The 17,923-nt window shown below is 51.6% G+C and carries 17 protein-coding genes and 5 pseudogenes; 14 read left to right on the top strand and 8 right to left on the bottom strand.

Features of this window, described 5'->3' with window-relative positions; genetic code table 11:
- Positions 1-241 precede the first annotated feature (241 nt).
- Positions 242-1,150, bottom strand: a pseudogene (metC, locus tag ACWWJF_RS03535) (cystathionine beta-lyase); the annotation flags it as partial.
- Between the two features lie 72 nt (positions 1,151-1,222).
- On the opposite strand from metC, the gene ACWWJF_RS03530 reads away from it, so the two are divergent.
- Positions 1,223-2,391, top strand: a protein-coding gene (locus ACWWJF_RS03530; protein WP_455868696.1) for an IS3 family transposase whose coding sequence is annotated in 2 segments (ribosomal slippage) — positions 1,223-1,478 and positions 1,478-2,391 — 1,170 coding nt in all. Because the reading frame shifts where the segments join, the coding sequence is not laid out codon by codon here.
- On the opposite strand, the gene ACWWJF_RS03525 is transcribed toward ACWWJF_RS03530, so the two are convergent.
- The 3 genes and pseudogenes from ACWWJF_RS03525 to ACWWJF_RS03515 all read right to left on the bottom strand — a co-directional run.
- Positions 2,384-2,569, bottom strand: a complete 186-nt coding sequence (locus tag ACWWJF_RS03525) for a hypothetical protein (RefSeq protein WP_455868695.1) — start codon at positions 2,567-2,569, stop codon at positions 2,384-2,386. The two genes, ACWWJF_RS03530 and ACWWJF_RS03525, sit on opposite strands and share 8 nt — an antisense overlap.
- A gap of 526 nt (positions 2,570-3,095) precedes the next feature.
- Positions 3,096-3,911 (bottom strand): annotated as a pseudogene (locus ACWWJF_RS03520) (peroxidase family protein); the annotation flags it as partial.
- A gap of 13 nt (positions 3,912-3,924) precedes the next feature.
- A pseudogene (locus ACWWJF_RS03515) lies at positions 3,925-4,125 on the bottom strand (IS1 family transposase); the annotation flags it as partial.
- A gap of 225 nt (positions 4,126-4,350) precedes the next feature.
- Here ACWWJF_RS03515 and ACWWJF_RS03510 point away from each other — a divergent pair.
- The 11 genes from ACWWJF_RS03510 to bfr all read left to right on the top strand — a co-directional run bounded on the left by ACWWJF_RS03510 (position 4,351) and on the right by bfr (position 12,854).
- Positions 4,351-5,391: an IS481 family transposase gene (locus tag ACWWJF_RS03510; RefSeq protein WP_455868694.1), complete on the top strand. Its 1,041-nt coding sequence runs from the start codon at positions 4,351-4,353 to the stop codon at positions 5,389-5,391.
- A 133-nt stretch (positions 5,392-5,524) separates the two neighbouring features.
- Positions 5,525-6,247, top strand: a complete 723-nt coding sequence (locus ACWWJF_RS03505; protein ID WP_455868693.1) for a helix-turn-helix transcriptional regulator — start codon at positions 5,525-5,527, stop codon at positions 6,245-6,247.
- Entirely contained in the window at positions 6,247-6,636 is a 390-nt protein-coding gene (gene tusD / locus ACWWJF_RS03500) for a sulfurtransferase complex subunit TusD (RefSeq protein ID WP_455868692.1), read from the top strand. The genes ACWWJF_RS03505 and tusD overlap by 1 nt, the downstream gene beginning before the upstream one ends.
- Positions 6,637-6,645: 9 nt before the next feature.
- Positions 6,646-7,005: a sulfurtransferase complex subunit TusC gene (gene tusC, locus ACWWJF_RS03495; RefSeq protein WP_455868691.1), complete on the top strand. Its 360-nt coding sequence runs from the start codon at positions 6,646-6,648 to the stop codon at positions 7,003-7,005.
- A 42-nt stretch (positions 7,006-7,047) separates the two neighbouring features.
- The gene (gene tusB, locus ACWWJF_RS03490; protein ID WP_455868690.1) at positions 7,048-7,356 is read left to right on the top strand and encodes a sulfurtransferase complex subunit TusB; all 309 of its coding nucleotides are present in this window, start codon (positions 7,048-7,050) and stop codon (positions 7,354-7,356) included.
- Positions 7,357-7,487: 131 nt separating this feature from the next.
- Positions 7,488-7,862 (top strand): 30S ribosomal protein S12, encoded by a 375-nt coding sequence (gene rpsL, locus ACWWJF_RS03485; RefSeq protein ID WP_195315730.1) that lies wholly within the window; start codon positions 7,488-7,490, stop codon positions 7,860-7,862.
- Between the two features lie 96 nt (positions 7,863-7,958).
- Positions 7,959-8,429, top strand: a complete 471-nt coding sequence (gene rpsG, locus ACWWJF_RS03480; protein ID WP_455868689.1) for a 30S ribosomal protein S7 — start codon at positions 7,959-7,961, stop codon at positions 8,427-8,429.
- A gap of 90 nt (positions 8,430-8,519) precedes the next feature.
- Positions 8,520-10,634, top strand: a complete 2,115-nt coding sequence (gene fusA, locus ACWWJF_RS03475) for an elongation factor G (RefSeq protein WP_455868688.1) — start codon at positions 8,520-8,522, stop codon at positions 10,632-10,634.
- A gap of 69 nt (positions 10,635-10,703) precedes the next feature.
- Entirely contained in the window at positions 10,704-11,888 is a 1,185-nt protein-coding gene (tuf, locus tag ACWWJF_RS03470; protein ID WP_455868687.1) for an elongation factor Tu, read from the top strand.
- Positions 11,889-12,107: 219 nt separating this feature from the next.
- On the top strand, positions 12,108-12,302 hold the full coding sequence (gene bfd / locus ACWWJF_RS03465; protein ID WP_264626615.1) for a bacterioferritin-associated ferredoxin: 195 nt from the start codon (positions 12,108-12,110) through the stop codon (positions 12,300-12,302).
- A gap of 99 nt (positions 12,303-12,401) precedes the next feature.
- Complete coding sequence (gene bfr, locus ACWWJF_RS03460) at positions 12,402-12,854, top strand: bacterioferritin (RefSeq protein ID WP_455868686.1); 453 nt, start codon at positions 12,402-12,404, stop codon at positions 12,852-12,854.
- 50 nt (positions 12,855-12,904) lie between these two features.
- Here bfr and ACWWJF_RS03455 read toward each other — a convergent pair whose 3' ends face one another.
- The 4 genes and pseudogenes from ACWWJF_RS03455 to ACWWJF_RS03440 form a co-directional block, all read right to left on the bottom strand.
- The gene (locus tag ACWWJF_RS03455; protein WP_455868509.1) at positions 12,905-13,945 is read right to left on the bottom strand and encodes an IS481 family transposase; all 1,041 of its coding nucleotides are present in this window, start codon (positions 13,943-13,945) and stop codon (positions 12,905-12,907) included.
- Positions 13,946-14,100: 155 nt separating this feature from the next.
- A pseudogene (locus tag ACWWJF_RS03450) lies at positions 14,101-14,511 on the bottom strand (integrase core domain-containing protein); the annotation flags it as partial.
- A gap of 8 nt (positions 14,512-14,519) precedes the next feature.
- Positions 14,520-15,688, bottom strand: a protein-coding gene (locus tag ACWWJF_RS03445) for an IS3 family transposase (protein WP_455868685.1) whose coding sequence is annotated in 2 segments (ribosomal slippage) — positions 14,520-15,433 and positions 15,433-15,688 — 1,170 coding nt in all. Because the reading frame shifts where the segments join, the coding sequence is not laid out codon by codon here.
- Positions 15,689-15,761: 73 nt separating this feature from the next.
- A pseudogene (locus ACWWJF_RS03440) lies at positions 15,762-16,561 on the bottom strand (transposase); the annotation flags it as partial.
- A gap of 381 nt (positions 16,562-16,942) precedes the next feature.
- Here ACWWJF_RS03440 and rpsJ point away from each other — a divergent pair.
- Positions 16,943-17,254 (top strand): 30S ribosomal protein S10, encoded by a 312-nt coding sequence (gene rpsJ, locus ACWWJF_RS03435; protein ID WP_455868684.1) that lies wholly within the window; start codon positions 16,943-16,945, stop codon positions 17,252-17,254.
- A 32-nt stretch (positions 17,255-17,286) separates the two neighbouring features.
- Positions 17,287-17,916, top strand: a complete 630-nt coding sequence (rplC, locus tag ACWWJF_RS03430; RefSeq protein WP_195316355.1) for a 50S ribosomal protein L3 — start codon at positions 17,287-17,289, stop codon at positions 17,914-17,916.
- Positions 17,917-17,923 lie beyond the last annotated feature (7 nt).

Genomic DNA, 17,923 nt, shown 5'->3' with positions numbered 1-17,923 from the left:
ATTACTTCCTGCCAGGTGTAGGGGCCCAAAGTACAACCCTGCTCGCACAAACGCCGAACGGATCAATCTGTGTCGCTAAGCAATAGCGTAGGGCCAAGATCTTAGTGTCGCCAATACGAACGCCTTTCGGCGACAGACGTAAGCTCTGTTATTCGTGTAAAGCGGTTTTTTTGTCTTGCTTATTCCGTTCATCATACACGCTTTACACACACCACCGCAGCCATATCAAGGGATATCGCCGTCACATTTTGTGAATTCTGTTGAATCCGGCTGTCAAATCATCGATCAGATCATCACAGTCTTCAAGCCCGATATGTAACCGAATAAGTGTGCCGGTGAAGTCAATGCCGCCAGCGGGACGAATCGAAGCCAGATCCTCCGGCTGATTAGCCAAGATCAGGGATTCGAAACCACCCCAAGAATAGGCCATGCTGAAATGCACAAAATTATCCAGATAGTCGGACAGTTGCTCCTTGCTCAGCTTTTGCTTCAGCACAAACGAGAACAATCCGTTACATCCGGTGAAATCACGGGCATAAAACGCATGTCCTTTACAGCTCGGCAGTGCCGGATGGTTGACGACCGCCACTTCTGGCCGTTCAGCGAGCCAATGGGCGATGCGCAGGCTGCTCTCCTGATGCTGCTTGAGGCGAACCCCAAGGGTGCGCAGGCCGCGACTGGCGACGTAAGCGGTATCGGCATCGACCATTTGTCCCATCAGATAGGAGTGCTCACGCAACTGATCCCAGCAGCGTGCGTTGGCAACAGCGTTACCCAGCATGGCATCTGAGTGGCCAACAATATATTTGGTACCGGACTGCACGGAGATATCAATCCCAAACTCGAGTGCTTTAAACAGAATGCCTGCCGCCCAGGTGTTATCCATGATGATCACGATGTCGGGATTAACACGACGCACTGCGCTGACGATGGCTGGCACATCGTGCACTTCCATGGTGATTGAACCGGGAGATTCGAGAAACACCACTTTGGTGTTTTCCTGAATCAGGTCAGCAATACCGGCACCGATAAGTGGATCAAAGTAGCTGGTGGCAACATTGAATTTGCTCAGCACGTTATCGCAGAATGCCTGGGTCGGTTCGTAGACGGAACCGGTCACCAGCACATGATCCCCGCCCGAAACAAAAGTGTAGTGGCACACTGATACTGGCCACCTGATCGGAGGTGATATGCTCACCTCATCAACACGACAGGTGACCTCATGGGTAAACATTTTACGGCGGAATTTAAGCTCGAAGCCGCAAAGCTGGTTGTCGACCACGGCTACACATACGTTAAGGCCGCAGAGGCGGTTAATGTCAGCCATTCTGCCATTAGTCGCTGGGTCAATAAGCTTCGCCTTGAACGACAGGGAAAAACGCCAACGGGACTTCCTCTTACCCCTGAACAGCTCGAGCTGCGTGAGATGAAGAAAAAAGTCCAATGCCTTGAAATGGAGAACGAAATCCTAAAAAAGGCTACGGCGCTCTTAATGTCGGACTCACTCAACGGTTCACGGTAGTCGACAGGCTGAGGGCGCGATACCCGGTCACGGCGTTGTGCCAAACTTTTGAGGTACATCGCAGCAGCTACAGGCACTGGCAGGCTTCCGCTAATGAACCCGACGGTGAGCGCGTGGTTAAGTGTAGTCGCGTCATGGAAGCCTGGAACGCCAGCGGCGGCTCTGCCGGCGCTCGAAGTATCGCGACCATCGTCACCGGCAGCTCTGGTGTCAAAATGGGGCGCTGGCTGGCTGGCAAGCTGATGAAGGAGCTGGGTATCGCCAGCTGCCAGCGACCGGCTCACAAATACAAACGCGGCGGCAATGAACTCGTTGAAATACCGAACTATCTCAACCGCCAGTTCGCGGTTACCGCGCCGGATCAGGTCTGGTGCGGCGATGTGACCTACATCTGGACGGGCAAATGCTGGGCTTACCTTGCGGTGGTGCTAGACCTGTTCGCCCGCAAACCGGTGGGCTGGGCCATGTCGACGTCGCCGGACTCGGCGCTGACAGTTAAAGCGTTGCAGATGGCCTGGGAACTCCGGGGACAACCAACAGGAGTCATGTTCCACAGCGACCAGGGCAGCCACTATACCAGCCGTCAATACCGGCAAGCCCTGTGGCGCTGCCGGATAAAGCAGAGTATGAGTCGGCGGGGTAACTGCTGGGATAATGCGCCAATGGAGCGGTTCTTCCGCAGCCTGAAGACAGAATGGGTGCCGACAAAGGGTTACAACAGCTTCAGCGAAGCCCAGGACGCGATTATCCGCTACATCACGGGGTATTACAGCGCTATCCGGCCTCACTGGTATAACGGCGGCTTAACTCCAAACGAATCTGAGCGACTGTTCTACATACAGTCTAATGCGGTGGCCAATATTAGTTGACCACTACAATCTTTAATCCAGCACGTGCGCGCACTGAGGCACGCTTTTCTCCGAGCGTGAACACGCTAAAACGCGGTTCGGATCCACCCGCCACACGCGTTGCGCAGGTAAAAACTTCATAGGGCCCTGAAAAATCTAATACCTCAACATTATCAAAAACATAAATTCCAATTTGCAACGTCATTGCCGGCTCTCCGCAGGAAGGGTCATCTTTTGGATGGTATAACCTGGTGCAGAAAAAAGAAACGTCAAACCAGCAAGAACATAGTGCTTACAGATAGGGTTATGGTGGTTGCTTATTCCGAAAAGTAAGAAATCCTACATATTTTCGTACTGCAATTATCACTCTGTTGTAGTATATGCTGGTATGTATTTCTTGTTTACTTGGTATCAAATTTCGGCACGTTTTATTGTGTGCCACTTTTTTTATTGTGTGCCATTTTAGCGTGAGGTATTTATGCAACGACAGAAGTGGTTTAGCGTGTTTGTCTTAACTATTCTGCTGATGACGACAGGAACCTGGACTTTGCACTTTTTCTTGGATGGCGGAGTTGTCAAAGGGATTGCCTGTTACTTTGTAAAACTGATGAGCGGAATTACGCCACTGGCGGCAATCCGCTCTGTGGTTATGCCCCAACATGGCCCTAAGACCATGTTGGGACGCCAGAAGAGCCTTACTGCACGACCCTAGCTCCGAATAACCTCTACACCAGATCGAAACGATCCAGATTCATCACTTTATTCCAGACAGCCACGAAATCGTGCACAAACGATGCCTGCGCATCAGCACTGGCGTAAACCTCTGCCAGCGCCCGTAGCTGTGAGTGTGAACCGAAAATCAGATCTACGCGTGTTCCTGTCCATTTTGGCTGACCCGTGGTGCGATCGCGCCCTTCAAACAGTGTGTGCGATGCATCAATCGGGTGCCAAGTGGTATTCATATCCAGCAAGTTGATGAAGAAATCAGTGGTCAAGGTGCCTGGGCGTTGGGTAAAGACACCGTGCGCTGTTTGCCCGGTATTGATATTCAGTACGCGCAACCCGCCGAGCAATACGGTCATTTCCGGTGCTGTAAGGGTAAGCAACTGCGCCTTGTCCACTAGCAATGCTTCTGGACTGATGCTGTATTGCGCTTTTTGATAGTTGCGGAAACCATCGGCAATGGGTTCAAGTACGTCGAATGAGGCGACATCGGTTTGCGCCTGAGAGGCATCCATACGCCCTGGAGTAAAAGGAACGCTGACCGATTGGCCTGCGCGTTGCGCAGCATGTTCAACGCCCACGACGCCACCCAGCACGATGATATCGGCCAATGAAACGCGTTTGTTGCCTGATTGAGCGTCATTAAATGCCTGTTGCACGTGTTCCAGAGCGCTCAACACCTGCGCCAACTGTGCAGGTTGGTTTACATCCCAATTGTTCTGTGGTGCAAGACGCATACGCGCGCCGTTAGCGCCACCGCGTTTGTCTGAACCACGAAACGTGGATGCGGATGCCCAGGCTGTTGCGACCAACTGCGGGTAATGACTCCAATTAGTAGAACATGTGTTTTTCGATGAAGGCTCCGATGACTTTTTCGTGGATCTCGACGGAGCGCGAGAAGCAAATCGTTTTACGCGCCAGTCGTTTAATGCGGGTACGGAGCGTCAGGTTATTGCGCTCTATGCGTTGCGTGAAGATCTTGCCAGTCAGATGTTTCTGCTTCGGAACCTCTCTTGCATAGCTGCCCCAGTTGATCTTGACCCACCATCTCCGGACAGCTTTTGTATCTTAAGTTAACGATGCCCGCTGGCGCCGATATTCTCTTGGGGAGTTGTATCCCAGCGCACTGTGCGGATGGTTTTCATTGTAATGATTTGTATTAGTCGCGACTTGATCTGACACTGGACCTTGAAAGGTTGAGAGTTACCGGTTTTGATATGGGTGTCGAATCCTTATACAAAACACGAGGTAACTCTCATGCTTCATACTAACAATCCCATCATCAAACACAAAGCCGGCCTGCTCAATCTCGCCGAAGAACTCGGTAACGTATCAAAAGCCTGTAAAATCATGGGGGTGTCACGCGACACGTTTTATCGCTATCAGGAACTGGCGGCAGAAGGCGGCATTGACGCTCTGGTTAACCAAAACCGCCGGGTTCCCAACCTGAAAAACCGTGCTGATGAAGCCACTGAACGTGCGGTTGTTGATTACGCCATTGAGTTCCCGGCTCATGGCCAGCACCGGACCAGTAATGAGCTGCGTAAAAAAGGCGTCTTCATTTCTGGCAGCGGTGTGCGCTCCATCTGGCAACGACACGATCTGGAAAACTTTCGTAAGCGCCTGAAGGCACTTGAGGAAAAAGTTGCCAGAGAAGGCATCGTACTTACTGATGCTCAAATCGCTGCACTGGAGAAGAAGGCGCACGACGACGAAGCCTGTGGTGAAATAGAGACTGCTCACCCGGGTTATCTGGGGTCGCAGGACACCTTCTACGTGGGTAATCTGAAAGGTGTTGGCCGTATCTACCAGCAGACGTTCGTGGATACGTACTCGAAAGTGGCGCACTGCAAGCTTTACACGAGTAAAGCACCGATCTCTGCCGCCTACCTGCTCAATGATCGCGTGCTGCCGTTCTACGAAGCTCAGGGGCTGCCAATGCTAAGAATACTGACGGACAGGGGGACGGAGTACTGCGGTAAAGTGGAACAACATGACTATCAGCTGTACTTGGCTATCAACGATATAGACCATACGAAAACGAAAGCGATGTCTCCGCAGACAAACGGTATCTGCGAGCGCTTCCATAAAACTATTTTGCAGGATTTTTATCAGGTTGCGTTCCGTAAGACGTTATACGAGGACCTAGAAAGTCTACAAAAGGATCTGGACAACTGGTTGTGGCATTACAATAATGAGCGAACTCATCAGGGTAAAATGTGCTGCGGGCGTACGCCAATGGCCACGTTACTTGATGGTAAACGAGTCTGGGCAGAAAAAAATCTGAACCAGATTTAATCTGACAGACACCTGTATAAATAACCGGTAACTGTCAGATCAGGTCTGAGCTAATACACTTAATGTCCTGTCGATGGTGAGTGCCTAAACGTTTAAGGCCATTAAATAGATGATGTCGAGGATGGTGTCAGCCATGTCAAATTCGCTTGTGTCTGGCGAATCAAATGAACTTGATTTGCTGGAGGAACGGCCGTTTAACCCGACGGACCATGAGATCCTGAAATCTTACGAGGCGGTGGTAGACGGTCTGGCGATGCTGATCGGTGAACACTGTGAAATCGTGTTGCACGCGTTAGAAGATCTTAAATGCTCTGCAGTGCGCATTGCCAACGGCGAACACACCGGGCGTAAAATCGGTTCACCGATTACCGATCTGGCGTTGCGTATGCTGCATGATATGGCGGGAGAAGACAGTAGCGTATCCAAAGCGTACTTCACTCGAGCCAAAAGCGGTGTGCTGATGAAATCAGTCACTATCGCTATTCGTAACCGCGAGCAACGTGTGATCGGCCTTCTGTGCATCAACATGAACCTTGATGTGCCTTTTTCCCAGATTGTGCAGACATTTATTCCGCCGGAAACCCATGAAGTGGCCTCCTCGGTGAACTTTGCCTCCTCCGTGGACGATCTCGTTGCGCAGACGCTCGAATTCTCTATTGAAGAAGTGAACGCGGATCGCAACGTTTCTAACAATGCCAAGAACCGGCAAATTGTGCTGAACCTCTATGAAAAGGGTATTTTCGATATAAAAGACGCGATCAATCAGGTGGCGGATCGCTTGAATATTTCCAAGCACACCGTTTACCTCTACATTCGCCAGTTTAAAAACGGTGATTTCAGCGGGCATGACCGCTAATGTTGCGTTATTGCCTCTTGGTGACAGGCCCGGCATACGGTACGCAGCAGGCGAGTAGCGCGCTGCTGTTTGCCCGGGCTTTGATTGCACAAGGGCACAGCCTGGAAAGCGTATTTTTTTATCGGGAGGGGGTGCTGAACGCCAGTCAACTGACGTCTCCCGCGAATGACGAGTTCGATTTGACGGGTGCGTGGCAGCAGTTGGGGGCAATGCACCAGGTGACGCTGAATGTTTGCGTGGCTGCCGCACTGCGTCGCGGTATCACGGACTGTGAACAGGCAAGGCTGCTCGAACTGCCTGCCTCTAATCTGCAACCGGGTTTTTCACTGAGCGGGTTAGGTGAACTGGCTCAGTCCGTGTTGACGTGCGATCGCGTCGTACAGTTTTAAGGAGCGATAATGAAACGCATCGCTTTTTTGTTTACCCATGCTCCGCACGGCGACGCGTCGGGGCGAGAAGGGCTGGATGCCTTATTGGCCACCTCGGCGCTGAGCGATGATATTGGTGTGTTTTTTATCGGTGACGGTGTGCTGCAACTGTTGCCCGGCCAGCAACCTTACACCATTCTGATGCGTAACTACATTGCCACGTTTGGCGTGCTACCGCTGTACGATATCGAGCGCTGCTATCTGTGCGCGGTGTCTGCCGATCAGCGCGGCCTGAACGCGGATACGGCATGGGTGATTGATGTTGAACGTCTTGCGCCGGATGCCCTGCGTGCAACGCTTGCCGACTATGACACTGTCCTTACGTTTTAATTTGAGAGTGTTTTATTTGAGAGAGCTACGCTTATGCAGCCTGTGACCCAACCTCTGAAAACGCGCTTGCACACGCTTTCCCGTTCGCCCTATCACACCGATATAGACTCTATGTTGCGTTGTGTGTTGCCACAGGATGCGCTGCTGCTGCTGCAAGACGGCGTTATTGCCGCGTTGGGGCAGGGGAACGTGGTGGCGCGCCTGCTGGCATTGGGCATTCCTGTCTACGCGTTGCAGGAAGATGTGAATGCCCGTGGGTTGGCAGAACAAATATCAACCAGTATTCTACTGGTCGACTATACTGAATTTGTCCGGCTGACCGCCCAACACGCTGTGCAACTGGCGTGGTGATGCTGAAATTTTGACTATTTCTTGACTCCTTTCACCGTCAGCCCTAAAATTCTGCGTCCCCATATTTTACTCTGTAATATATGGGGCGATTTATCACGTGTTTACGAAGCGAAAAAAACCAGGAGTTTTTAATGGCAACAATTAACCAGCTGGTTCGCAAACCGCGCTCTCTGAAGGTTGCAAAAAGCAACGTTCCTGCGCTGGAAGCGTGCCCGCAAAAACGTGGTGTATGTACTCGCGTATATACCACCACTCCGAAAAAACCAAACTCCGCACTGCGTAAAGTATGCCGTGTGCGTTTGACTAACGGTTTTGAAGTGACTTCCTACATCGGTGGTGAAGGTCACAACTTGCAGGAACACTCCGTGATCCTGATCCGTGGCGGTCGTGTTAAAGACCTCCCGGGTGTGCGTTACCACACCGTACGTGGTGCACTGGACTGCTCTGGTGTTAAAGATCGTAAGCAGAGCCGTTCCAAGTACGGCGTTAAGCGTCCCAAGGCTTAATGGTTCTCCGTTAAGTAAGGCCAAACGTTTTAACTTAAATGTCAAACTAAACTCGTAGAGTTTTGGACAATCCTGAATTAACAACGGAGTATTTCCATGCCACGTCGTCGCGTCATTGGTCAACGTAAAATTCTGCCGGATCCTAAGTTCGGATCTGAATTACTGGCCAAATTTGTAAACATTCTGATGGTAGACGGTAAAAAATCTACCGCAGAAGCAATCGTCTATACCGCGATGGAAACCCTGGCACAGCGTTCTGGTAAAAACGAACTGGAAGCTTTCGAAGTCGCTCTGGACAACGTTCGTCCGACTGTCGAAGTTAAGTCCCGCCGTGTAGGTGGTTCAACTTACCAGGTTCCGGTTGAAGTCCGTCCGGTCCGTCGTAATGCTTTGGCAATGCGTTGGATCGTTGAAGCTGCTCGTAAACGCGGTGATAAATCGATGGCTTTGCGCCTGGCGAACGAACTTTCTGATGCAGCAGACAACAAAGGTACTGCTGTTAAGAAACGTGAAGACGTTCACCGCATGGCCGAAGCCAACAAGGCGTTCGCTCACTACCGCTGGTAATTCCCGCGGGCTAACCAGGCGGGCGTGCTTTGCAGCCCGCCCGTTTGTGTTAACTGATGAATTGAACGTCCGAAGATATAGAGGAAACAAATGGCTCGTACAACACCCATTGCACGCTACCGTAACATCGGTATCAGTGCACACATCGACGCCGGTAAAACCACCACGACTGAACGTATTCTGTTCTACACAGGTGTAAACCACAAAATCGGTGAAGTTCACGACGGCGCCGCCACGATGGACTGGATGGAGCAGGAACAAGAGCGTGGGATTACCATTACCTCCGCTGCGACTACTGCGTTCTGGTCTGGTATGGCGAAGCAGTTTGAGCCGCACCGCGTAAACATCATCGACACCCCGGGACACGTTGACTTCACTATCGAAGTAGAACGTTCCATGCGTGTTCTTGATGGTGCAGTCATGGTTTACTGTGCTGTTGGTGGTGTTCAGCCGCAGTCTGAAACCGTATGGCGTCAGGCTAACAAATACAAAGTTCCGCGCATCGCGTTCGTTAACAAAATGGACCGTATGGGCGCGAACTTCCTGAAGGTCGTTGGTCAGATCAAATCCCGTTTGGGCGCGAACCCGGTTCCGCTGCAATTGGCGATTGGTGCTGAAGAAGGTTTCACCGGTGTTGTTGACCTGGTGAAAATGAAAGCGATCAACTGGAACGAAGCCGACCAAGGCGTCACCTTCGAATACGAAGACATCCCTGCTGATATGCTGGAACTGGCTGACGAATGGCACCAGAACCTGATCGAATCCGCTGCGGAAGCTTCCGAAGAGCTGATGGAGAAATACCTGGGCGGTGAAGAACTGACTGAAGAAGAGATCAAAAAAGCTCTGCGTCAGCGCGTTCTGAACAACGAAATCATCCTGGTTACCTGTGGTTCTGCCTTTAAAAACAAAGGTGTACAGGCGATGCTGGATGCGGTAGTTGATTACCTGCCATCTCCGGTCGATGTACCGGCGATCAACGGTATGCTGGATGATGGTAAAGACACGCCGGCTGAACGTCACGCAAGTGATGATGAGCCGTTCTCTGCGCTGGCATTCAAAATTGCTACCGACCCGTTTGTAGGTAACCTGACGTTCTTCCGCGTGTACTCCGGTGTGGTTAACTCCGGTGATACCGTGCTGAACTCCGTGAAAGCGGCGCGTGAGCGTTTCGGTCGTATTGTTCAGATGCACGCTAACAAACGTGAAGAGATCAAAGAAGTTCGCGCTGGTGACATCGCGGCAGCCATCGGTCTGAAAGACGTGACCACTGGGGATACCCTGTGCGATCCGGATTCTCCGATCATCCTGGAACGTATGGAGTTCCCGGAGCCGGTTATCTCTATCGCCGTTGAGCCGAAAACCAAAGCTGACCAGGAAAAAATGGGTCTGGCTCTGGGCCGTCTGGCGAAAGAAGACCCGTCCTTCCGCGTATGGACTGATGAAGAATCCAACCAGACCATCATCGCCGGTATGGGTGAGCTGCACCTCGACATCATCGTTGACCGTATGAAACGTGAGTTCAACGTTGAAGCGAACGTCGGTAAACCTCAGGTTGCTTACCGTGAAGCGATTCGCGCGAAAGTTACCGATATCGAAGGTAAACACGCCAAGCAGTCTGGTGGTCGTGGTCAGTATGGTCACGTGGTTATCGACCTGTATCCGCTGGAGCCGGGCTCAAATCCGAAAGGCTACGAGTTCATCAACGACATCAAAGGTGGTGTAATTCCTGGTGAATACATCCCTGCCGTTGATAAAGGTATTCAGGAACAGCTGAAAGCGGGCCCGCTGGCGGGTTACCCGGTGGTCGATCTCGGCGTGCGTCTGCACTTCGGTTCTTACCATGACGTTGACTCCTCTGAACTGGCGTTTAAACTGGCTGCGTCTATCGCCTTTAAAGATGGCTTCAAAAAAGCAAAACCTGTTCTGCTTGAGCCGATCATGAAGGTTGAAGTAGAAACGCCGGAAGAGAACACCGGTGACGTAATCGGTGACCTTAGCCGTCGTCGTGGTATGCTGCGTGGTCAGGAATCTAACGTCACTGGCGTTGTGATTCATGCCGAAGTTCCGCTGTCTGAAATGTTCGGATACGCAACTCAATTGCGTTCTCTGACCAAAGGCCGTGCTTCTTACTCCATGGAGTTCCTGAAGTACGATGATGCGCCGAACAACGTTGCTCAGGCCGTTATTGAAGCTCGTGGTAAATAATTACCAAGCCTAATACATTGATCCCATGCCCTCTCCTCAGGGGAGGGTATTTGAGTAAGGAATATAGCCGTGTCTAAAGAAAAATTTGAACGTACAAAACCCCACGTTAACGTCGGTACTATCGGCCACGTTGACCATGGTAAAACCACGCTGACCGCAGCGATCACCACCGTACTGGCTAAAACCTACGGCGGTAGCGCGCGTGCATTCGATCAGATCGATAACGCGCCGGAAGAAAAAGCACGTGGTATCACCATCAACACCTCTCACGTTGAATACGACACCCCAACCCGTCACTACGCACACGTTGACTGCCCGGGACACGCCGACTACGTGAAAAACATGATCACCGGTGCTGCCCAGATGGACGGCGCGATCCTGGTAGTTGCTGCGACTGACGGCCCGATGCCGCAGACTCGTGAGCACATCCTGCTGGGTCGTCAGGTAGGCGTTCCGTACATCATCGTGTTTCTGAACAAATGTGACATGGTTGATGACGAAGAGCTGCTGGAACTGGTTGAAATGGAAGTCCGTGAACTGCTATCTCAGTACGACTTCCCGGGTGATGATACCCCGATCGTTCGTGGTTCAGCGCTGAAAGCACTGGAAGGCGACGCTGAGTGGGAAGCAAAAATCATCGAACTGGCTGGCTACCTGGATTCCTACATCCCAGAACCAGAGCGTGCGATTGACCGTCCGTTCCTGCTGCCTATCGAAGACGTATTCTCCATCTCCGGCCGTGGTACTGTGGTTACCGGTCGTGTAGAGCGCGGTATCGTTAAAGTGGGTGAAGAAGTTGAAATCGTTGGTATCAAAGATACTGCGAAATCGACTTGTACTGGCGTTGAAATGTTCCGCAAACTGCTGGACGAAGGCCGTGCGGGTGAGAACGTTGGTGTTCTGCTGCGTGGTATCAAACGTGAAGAAATCGAACGTGGTCAGGTACTGGCTAAGCCGGGCTCCATCAAGCCTCACACCAAGTTCGAATCTGAAGTGTATATCCTGAGCAAAGATGAAGGTGGCCGTCATACGCCGTTCTTCAAAGGCTACCGTCCTCAGTTCTACTTCCGTACTACTGACGTAACGGGCACCATCGAACTGCCGGAAGGCGTTGAAATGGTAATGCCGGGCGACAACATCAAAATGGTTGTTACCCTGATCCACCCGATCGCGATGGACGACGGTTTGCGTTTCGCAATCCGTGAAGGCGGCCGTACTGTTGGTGCGGGCGTTGTTGCTAAAGTTATGGCTTAATCGCCAATACGCGAGTAACACCCGTGCGCTAGCGATAGCGTAAGAAAAAGGACACTTCGGTGTCCTTTTTTTATAGCGTTGACAAAACTATAATTGAAATGGAAACCATTCTTACTTACACTCTAATTGACTGTTTTATAGTCACTTTTTCGACTGCCGTGCGGAAGGTAGCAACGAAAGAGGGTGTATGTCCGCGACTGAGAGAATGAGTTATCCTGTATGTATGTCTGCCTGTGTAATGCAATTTCCGATAAAGTTATTCGGCACGCCGTTCGCCAACATCAACCCCGCTCGCTCAATCAACTGCGCCAGTTAATGCCTATTGGCAGTGACTGCGGCAAGTGTATTCGTCAGGCTCGCCTGATTATGGAAGAAGAGCAGGCGATGTTGTCACCTATTTCTGACGTTGCGTAATTGCCGCTTTTATTGAAACCGCACAAAATATAGGTGATTTCGTTGACTCTCCTCCCTCCAGTTCTACACTTTTAAGACCTGGAGCGAAGGAGTAATGTCATGAAAGGCGATAAAAAAGTCATAGCACATCTAAATAAGTTGCTGGGTGATGAACTGGTTGCGATTAACCAGTACTTTTTGCATGCCCGTATGTTTAAAAACTGGGGACTGACCCGTCTTGACCAGCACGAATACCATGAATCCATCGATGAAATGAAACATGCCGACCGTTATATAGAGCGTATCCTGTTTCTTGAAGGGATTCCCAACCTGCAAGATCTCGGAAAGCTCAATATTGGTGAAGATGTTGAAGAGATACTGCGTTCTGACCTGAAACTGGAATTGGATGGCGCCAAGGATTTGCGCGAGGGGATCGCGTATATGGATTCGGTGCGCGATTATGTCAGCCGCGATATGCTGATTGAAATCCTGGCTGATGAAGAAGGGCACATCGACTGGATTGAGACGGAACTTGACCTGATAGCGCGCCTCGGGTTGCCTAATTTGTATTAGCTCAGACCTGATCTGACAGTTACCGGTTATTTATACAGGTGTCTGTCAGATTAAATCTGGTTCAGATTTTTTTCTGCCCAGACTCGTTTACCATCAAGTAACGTGGCCATTGGCGTACGCCCGCAGCACATTTTACCCTGATGAGTTCGCTCATTATTGTAATGCCACAACCAGTTGTCCAGATCCTTTTGTAGACTTTCTAGGTCCTCGTATAACGTCTTACGGAACGCAACCTGATAAAAATCCTGCAAAATAGTTTTATGGAAGCGCTCGCAGATACCGTTTGTCTGCGGAGACATCGCTTTCGTTTTCGTATGGTCTATATCGTTGATAGCCAAGTACAGCTGATAGTCATGTTGTTCCACTTTACCGCAGTACTCCGTCCCCCTGTCCGTCAGTATTCTTAGCATTGGCAGCCCCTGAGCTTCGTAGAACGGCAGCACGCGATCATTGAGCAGGTCGGCGGCAGAGATCGGTGCTTTACTCGTGTAAAGCTTGCAGTGCGCCACTTTCGAGTACGTATCCACGAACGTCTGCTGGTAGATACGGCCAACACCTTTCAGATTACCCACGTAGAAGGTGTCCTGCGACCCCAGATAACCCGGGTGAGCAGTCTCTATTTCACCACAGGCTTCGTCGTCGTGCGCCTTCTTCTCCAGTGCAGCGATTTGAGCATCAGTAAGTACGATGCCTTCTCTGGCAACTTTTTCCTCAAGTGCCTTCAGGCGCTTACGAAAGTTTTCCAGATCGTGTCGTTGCCAAATGGAGCGCACACCGCTGCCAGAAATGAAGACGCCTTTTTTACGCAGCTGATTACTGGTCCGGTGCTGGCCATGAGCCGGGAACTCAATGGCGTAATCAACAACCGCACGTTCAGTGGCTTCATCAGCACGGTTTTTCAGGTTGGGAACCCGGCGGTTTTGGTTAACCAGAGCGTCAATGCCGCCTTCTGCCGCCAGTTCCTGATAGCGATAAAACGTGTCGCGTGACACCCCCATGATTTTACAGGCTTTTGATACGTTACCGAGTTCTTCGGCGAGATTGAGCAGGCCGACTTTGTGTTTGATGATGGGATTGTTAGTATGAAGCATGAGAGTTACCTCGTGTTTTGTATAAGGATTCGACACCCATATCAAAACCGGTAACTCTCAACCTTTCAAGGTCCAGTGTCAGATCAAGTCGCGACTAATATACCTAATTATTTGCAAGTGATCTTGACCCACCATCTCCGGACAGCTTTTGTATCTTAAGTTAACGATGCCCGCTGGCGCTGATATTCTCTTGGGGAGTTGTATCCCAGCGCACTGTGCGGATGGTTTTCATTGTAATGATTGAACGCCGCTGCAAGGTTCTTCAGCGCTGTTCGCACATCGGGTTTTGGCATGAAGGCGATGTAATCTTCCTTCATCGTCTTCACGAACCGTTCTGCCATGCCGTTACTCTGTGGACGGCTCACTGCTGTTGTGCAGGGCTCCAGATTCAGTTCTCTGGCGAACTTCCGCGTTTCATGCGCTGTGTACGCTGAACCATTATCCGTCAGCCATTGCACTGGTTTATCCGGCAGCGCGCTACCGAAGCGTTTTTCCACCGACCTCAGCATCACATCCTGCACGGTTGAACTGTCATAACCCCTGGTGCTCGCTGCCCAGTCTATGGCTGTAGTGGTCAACTAATATTGGCCACCGCATTAGACTGTATGTAGAACAGTCGCTCAGATTCGTTTGGAGTTAAGCCGCCGTTATACCAGTGAGGCCGGATAGCGCTGTAATACCCCGTGATGTAGCGGATAATCGCGTCCTGGGCTTCGCTGAAGCTGTTGTAACCCTTTGTCGGCACCCATTCTGTCTTCAGGCTGCGGAAGAACCGCTCCATTGGCGCATTATCCCAGCAGTTACCCCGCCGACTCATACTCTGCTTTATCCGGCAGCGCCACAGGGCTTGCCGGTATTGACGGCTGGTATAGTGGCTGCCCTGGTCGCTGTGGAACATGACTCCTGTTGGTTGTCCCCGGAGTTCCCAGGCCATCTGCAACGCTTTAACTGTCAGCGCCGAGTCCGGCGACGTCGACATGGCCCAGCCCACCGGTTTGCGGGCGAACAGGTCTAGCACCACCGCAAGGTAAGCCCAGCATTTGCCCGTCCAGATGTAGGTCACATCGCCGCACCAGACCTGATCCGGCGCGGTAACCGCGAACTGGCGGTTGAGATAGTTCGGTATTTCAACGTGTTCATTGCCGCCGCGTTTGTATTTGTGAGCCGGTCGCTGGCAGCTGGCGATACCCAGCTCCTTCATCAGCTTGCCAGCCAGCCAGCGCCCCATTTTGACACCAGAGCTGCCGGTGACGATGGTCGCGATACTTCGAGCGCCGGCAGAGCCGCCGCTGGCGTTCCAGGCTTCCATGACGCGACTACACTTAACCACGTGCTCACCGTCGGGTTCATTAGCGGAAGCCTGCCAGTGCCTGTAGCTGCTGCGATGTACCTCAAAAGTTTGGCACAACGCCGTGACCGGGTATCGCGCCCTCAGCCTGTCGACTACCGTGAACCGTTGAGTGAGTCCGACATTAAGAGCGCCGTAGCCTTTTTTAGGATTTCGTTCTCCATTTCAAGGCATTGGACTTTTTTCTTCATCTCACGCAGCTCGAGCTGTTCAGGGGTAAGAGGAAGTCCCGTTGGCGTTTTTCCCTGTCGTTCAAGGCGAAGCTTATTGACCCAGCGACTAATGGCAGAATGGCTGACATTAACCGCCTCTGCGGCCTTAACGTATGTGTAGCCGTGGTCGACAACCAGCTTTGCGGCTTCGAGCTTAAATTCCGCCGTAAAATGTTTACCCATGAGGTCACCTGTCGTGTTGATGAGGTGAGCATATCACCTCCGATCAGGTGGCCAGTATCAGTGTGCCACTACAGGCCTCCCGGTCGCAGCAGTCCAGTGCGAACGTCACCCGCAGCTTCTCGCCGTTGTCACAACCGAACTCGAAGCCATCTGAGCACCAGCGCATATCGCTCTCTGCTACCGCGATTTTGCCTTTATGCTCCCGCTTCGGACGTTCAGTTTTATCATGCAACAGCAGCAGGTTATGCTCGCTCATTATCCTGTAAAGCCGTTTGGCGTTCACCGGTGGAAGTCCCTCTGCACGACGTTGCTTACCCAGGATACCCCACACTCGGCGGTAACCGTAACTGGGCATGTCGCTGATGATACGGAGGATGTCCGATAATATCTCAGCATCAGCTTCGTCATTACGCCGGTTGCTGCGCCTGTCCAGCCAGTCGGCAGAACGGTTAACCCGCAGTGACAGCTGCGCACGCGACACGCTCATGGCGCGGCTGACCAGAGCTATTCCCCGTCCTTTGGCAACAAGGGCGCGTGCGCTATCCATTTTCGCGACTGGCGGTACTCCACTGCTTCTTTGAGGATCTCAACTTCCATCGTCTTCTTACCCAGAAGGCGCTGTAGCTCCCGGACCTGCTTGAGGGCAGTCGCCAGCGCCGAAGCTGGAACCACTTCTTCTCCGGCCGCAACGGCGGTGAGGCTTCCTTCCTGGTATTGCTTCTTCCACTTAAACAAAAGGCTGGGCTGGATGCCATGCAGGCGGGCTACATGGGAGACGTTCATCCCCGGCTCCATTGTCTGCTGAATGATGGCGATTTTCTCTTGCGGAGTTTTACGCTTACGGACTTCTTGCCCTAACAGGATCCCGGTCATTTCAAAATTAGCATGATTGTTAGACATATATCTAAGCCTATCTCTTATCTGGAGATACAGCTACTGTCTGCTGTTACAGGGGGCTACATCACTAATTATTTGCAAGCGCAGCTAAAAGAGGCATGATTCTGTAAAACGCGGTTGCTTCCTGAACAGATTTACGTATAATGCGCGGGCCCGTCCGAATTAAGTCGTGCCTGTTACGTTAAATGTAGTGCATGTATATGCAGTACATTTACGAACAGAGACGCCATGCAATAGGCATGGGTCAACAATACTCCCGATTTGGGAGTTATGGCCGAACGATTACACTCCCCCATCAATCGAAATGGGTGCGAGGAGTAATCATTTACGTTTATAAATAATTGGAGCTCTGGTCTCATGCAGAACCAAAGAATCCGTATCAGCCTGAAAGCGTTTGATCATCGCCTGATCGATCAAGCAACCGCGGAAATCGTTGAGACGGCCAAGCGCACTGGTGCGCAAGTACGTGGTCCGATCCTGCTGCCGACCCGCAAAGAGCGCTTTACCGTTCTGATCTCCCCGCACGTCAACAAAGACGCTCGCGATCAGTACGAAATTCGCACTCACAAGCGTCTGGTTGACATCGTTGAGCCAACCGAGAAAACCGTTGATGCTCTGATGCGTCTGGACCTGGCTGCCGGTGTAGACGTGCAGATCAGCCTGGGTTAATCAGGTCATCAAGCGATTGAGAGGTTGATACAATGATTGGTTTAGTCGGTAAAAAAGTGGGCATGACCCGCATCTTCACTGAAGACGGCGTTTCTATCCCTGTAACCGTTATCGAAATTGAAGCAAACCGCGTTACTCAGGTTAAAGACCTGGCTAATGATGGCTACCAGGCTGTACAGGTAACTACCGGTGCTAAAAAAGCAAACCGTGTTACCAAGCCGGAAGCAGGTCATTTTGCTAAAGCGGGTGTTGAAGCTGGCCGCGTCCTGCGTGAATTCCGTCTGTCTGAAGGCGAAGAGTTCACCGTAGGCCAAAGCATCAGCGTTGAAATTTTCGCTGACGTGAAAAAAGTTGACGTTACTGGTACGTCCAAAGGTAAAGGTTTCGCGGGTACTGTTAAACGCTGGAACTTCCGTACTCAGGATGCTACCCACGGTAACTCCTTGTCTCACCGCGTTCCGGGTTCTATCGGTCAGAACCAGACTCCGGGCAAAGTGTTCAAAGGCAAGAAAATGGCTGGTCAGCTGGGCAACGAGCGTGTAACCGTTCAGAGTCTGGACGTAGTACGCGTTGACGCTGAGCGCAACCTGCTGCTGGTGAAAGGTGCTGTCCCGGGTGCAACCGGTAGCGACCTGATCGTTAAACCGGCTGTGAAGGCGTAAGGGGATA

The sequence above is a fragment of the Symbiopectobacterium sp. Eva_TO genome, assembly GCF_053848865.1.
Note: the sequence above shows the minus strand (reverse complement) of the source record. Positions and strands in the feature narration are given on the sequence as shown.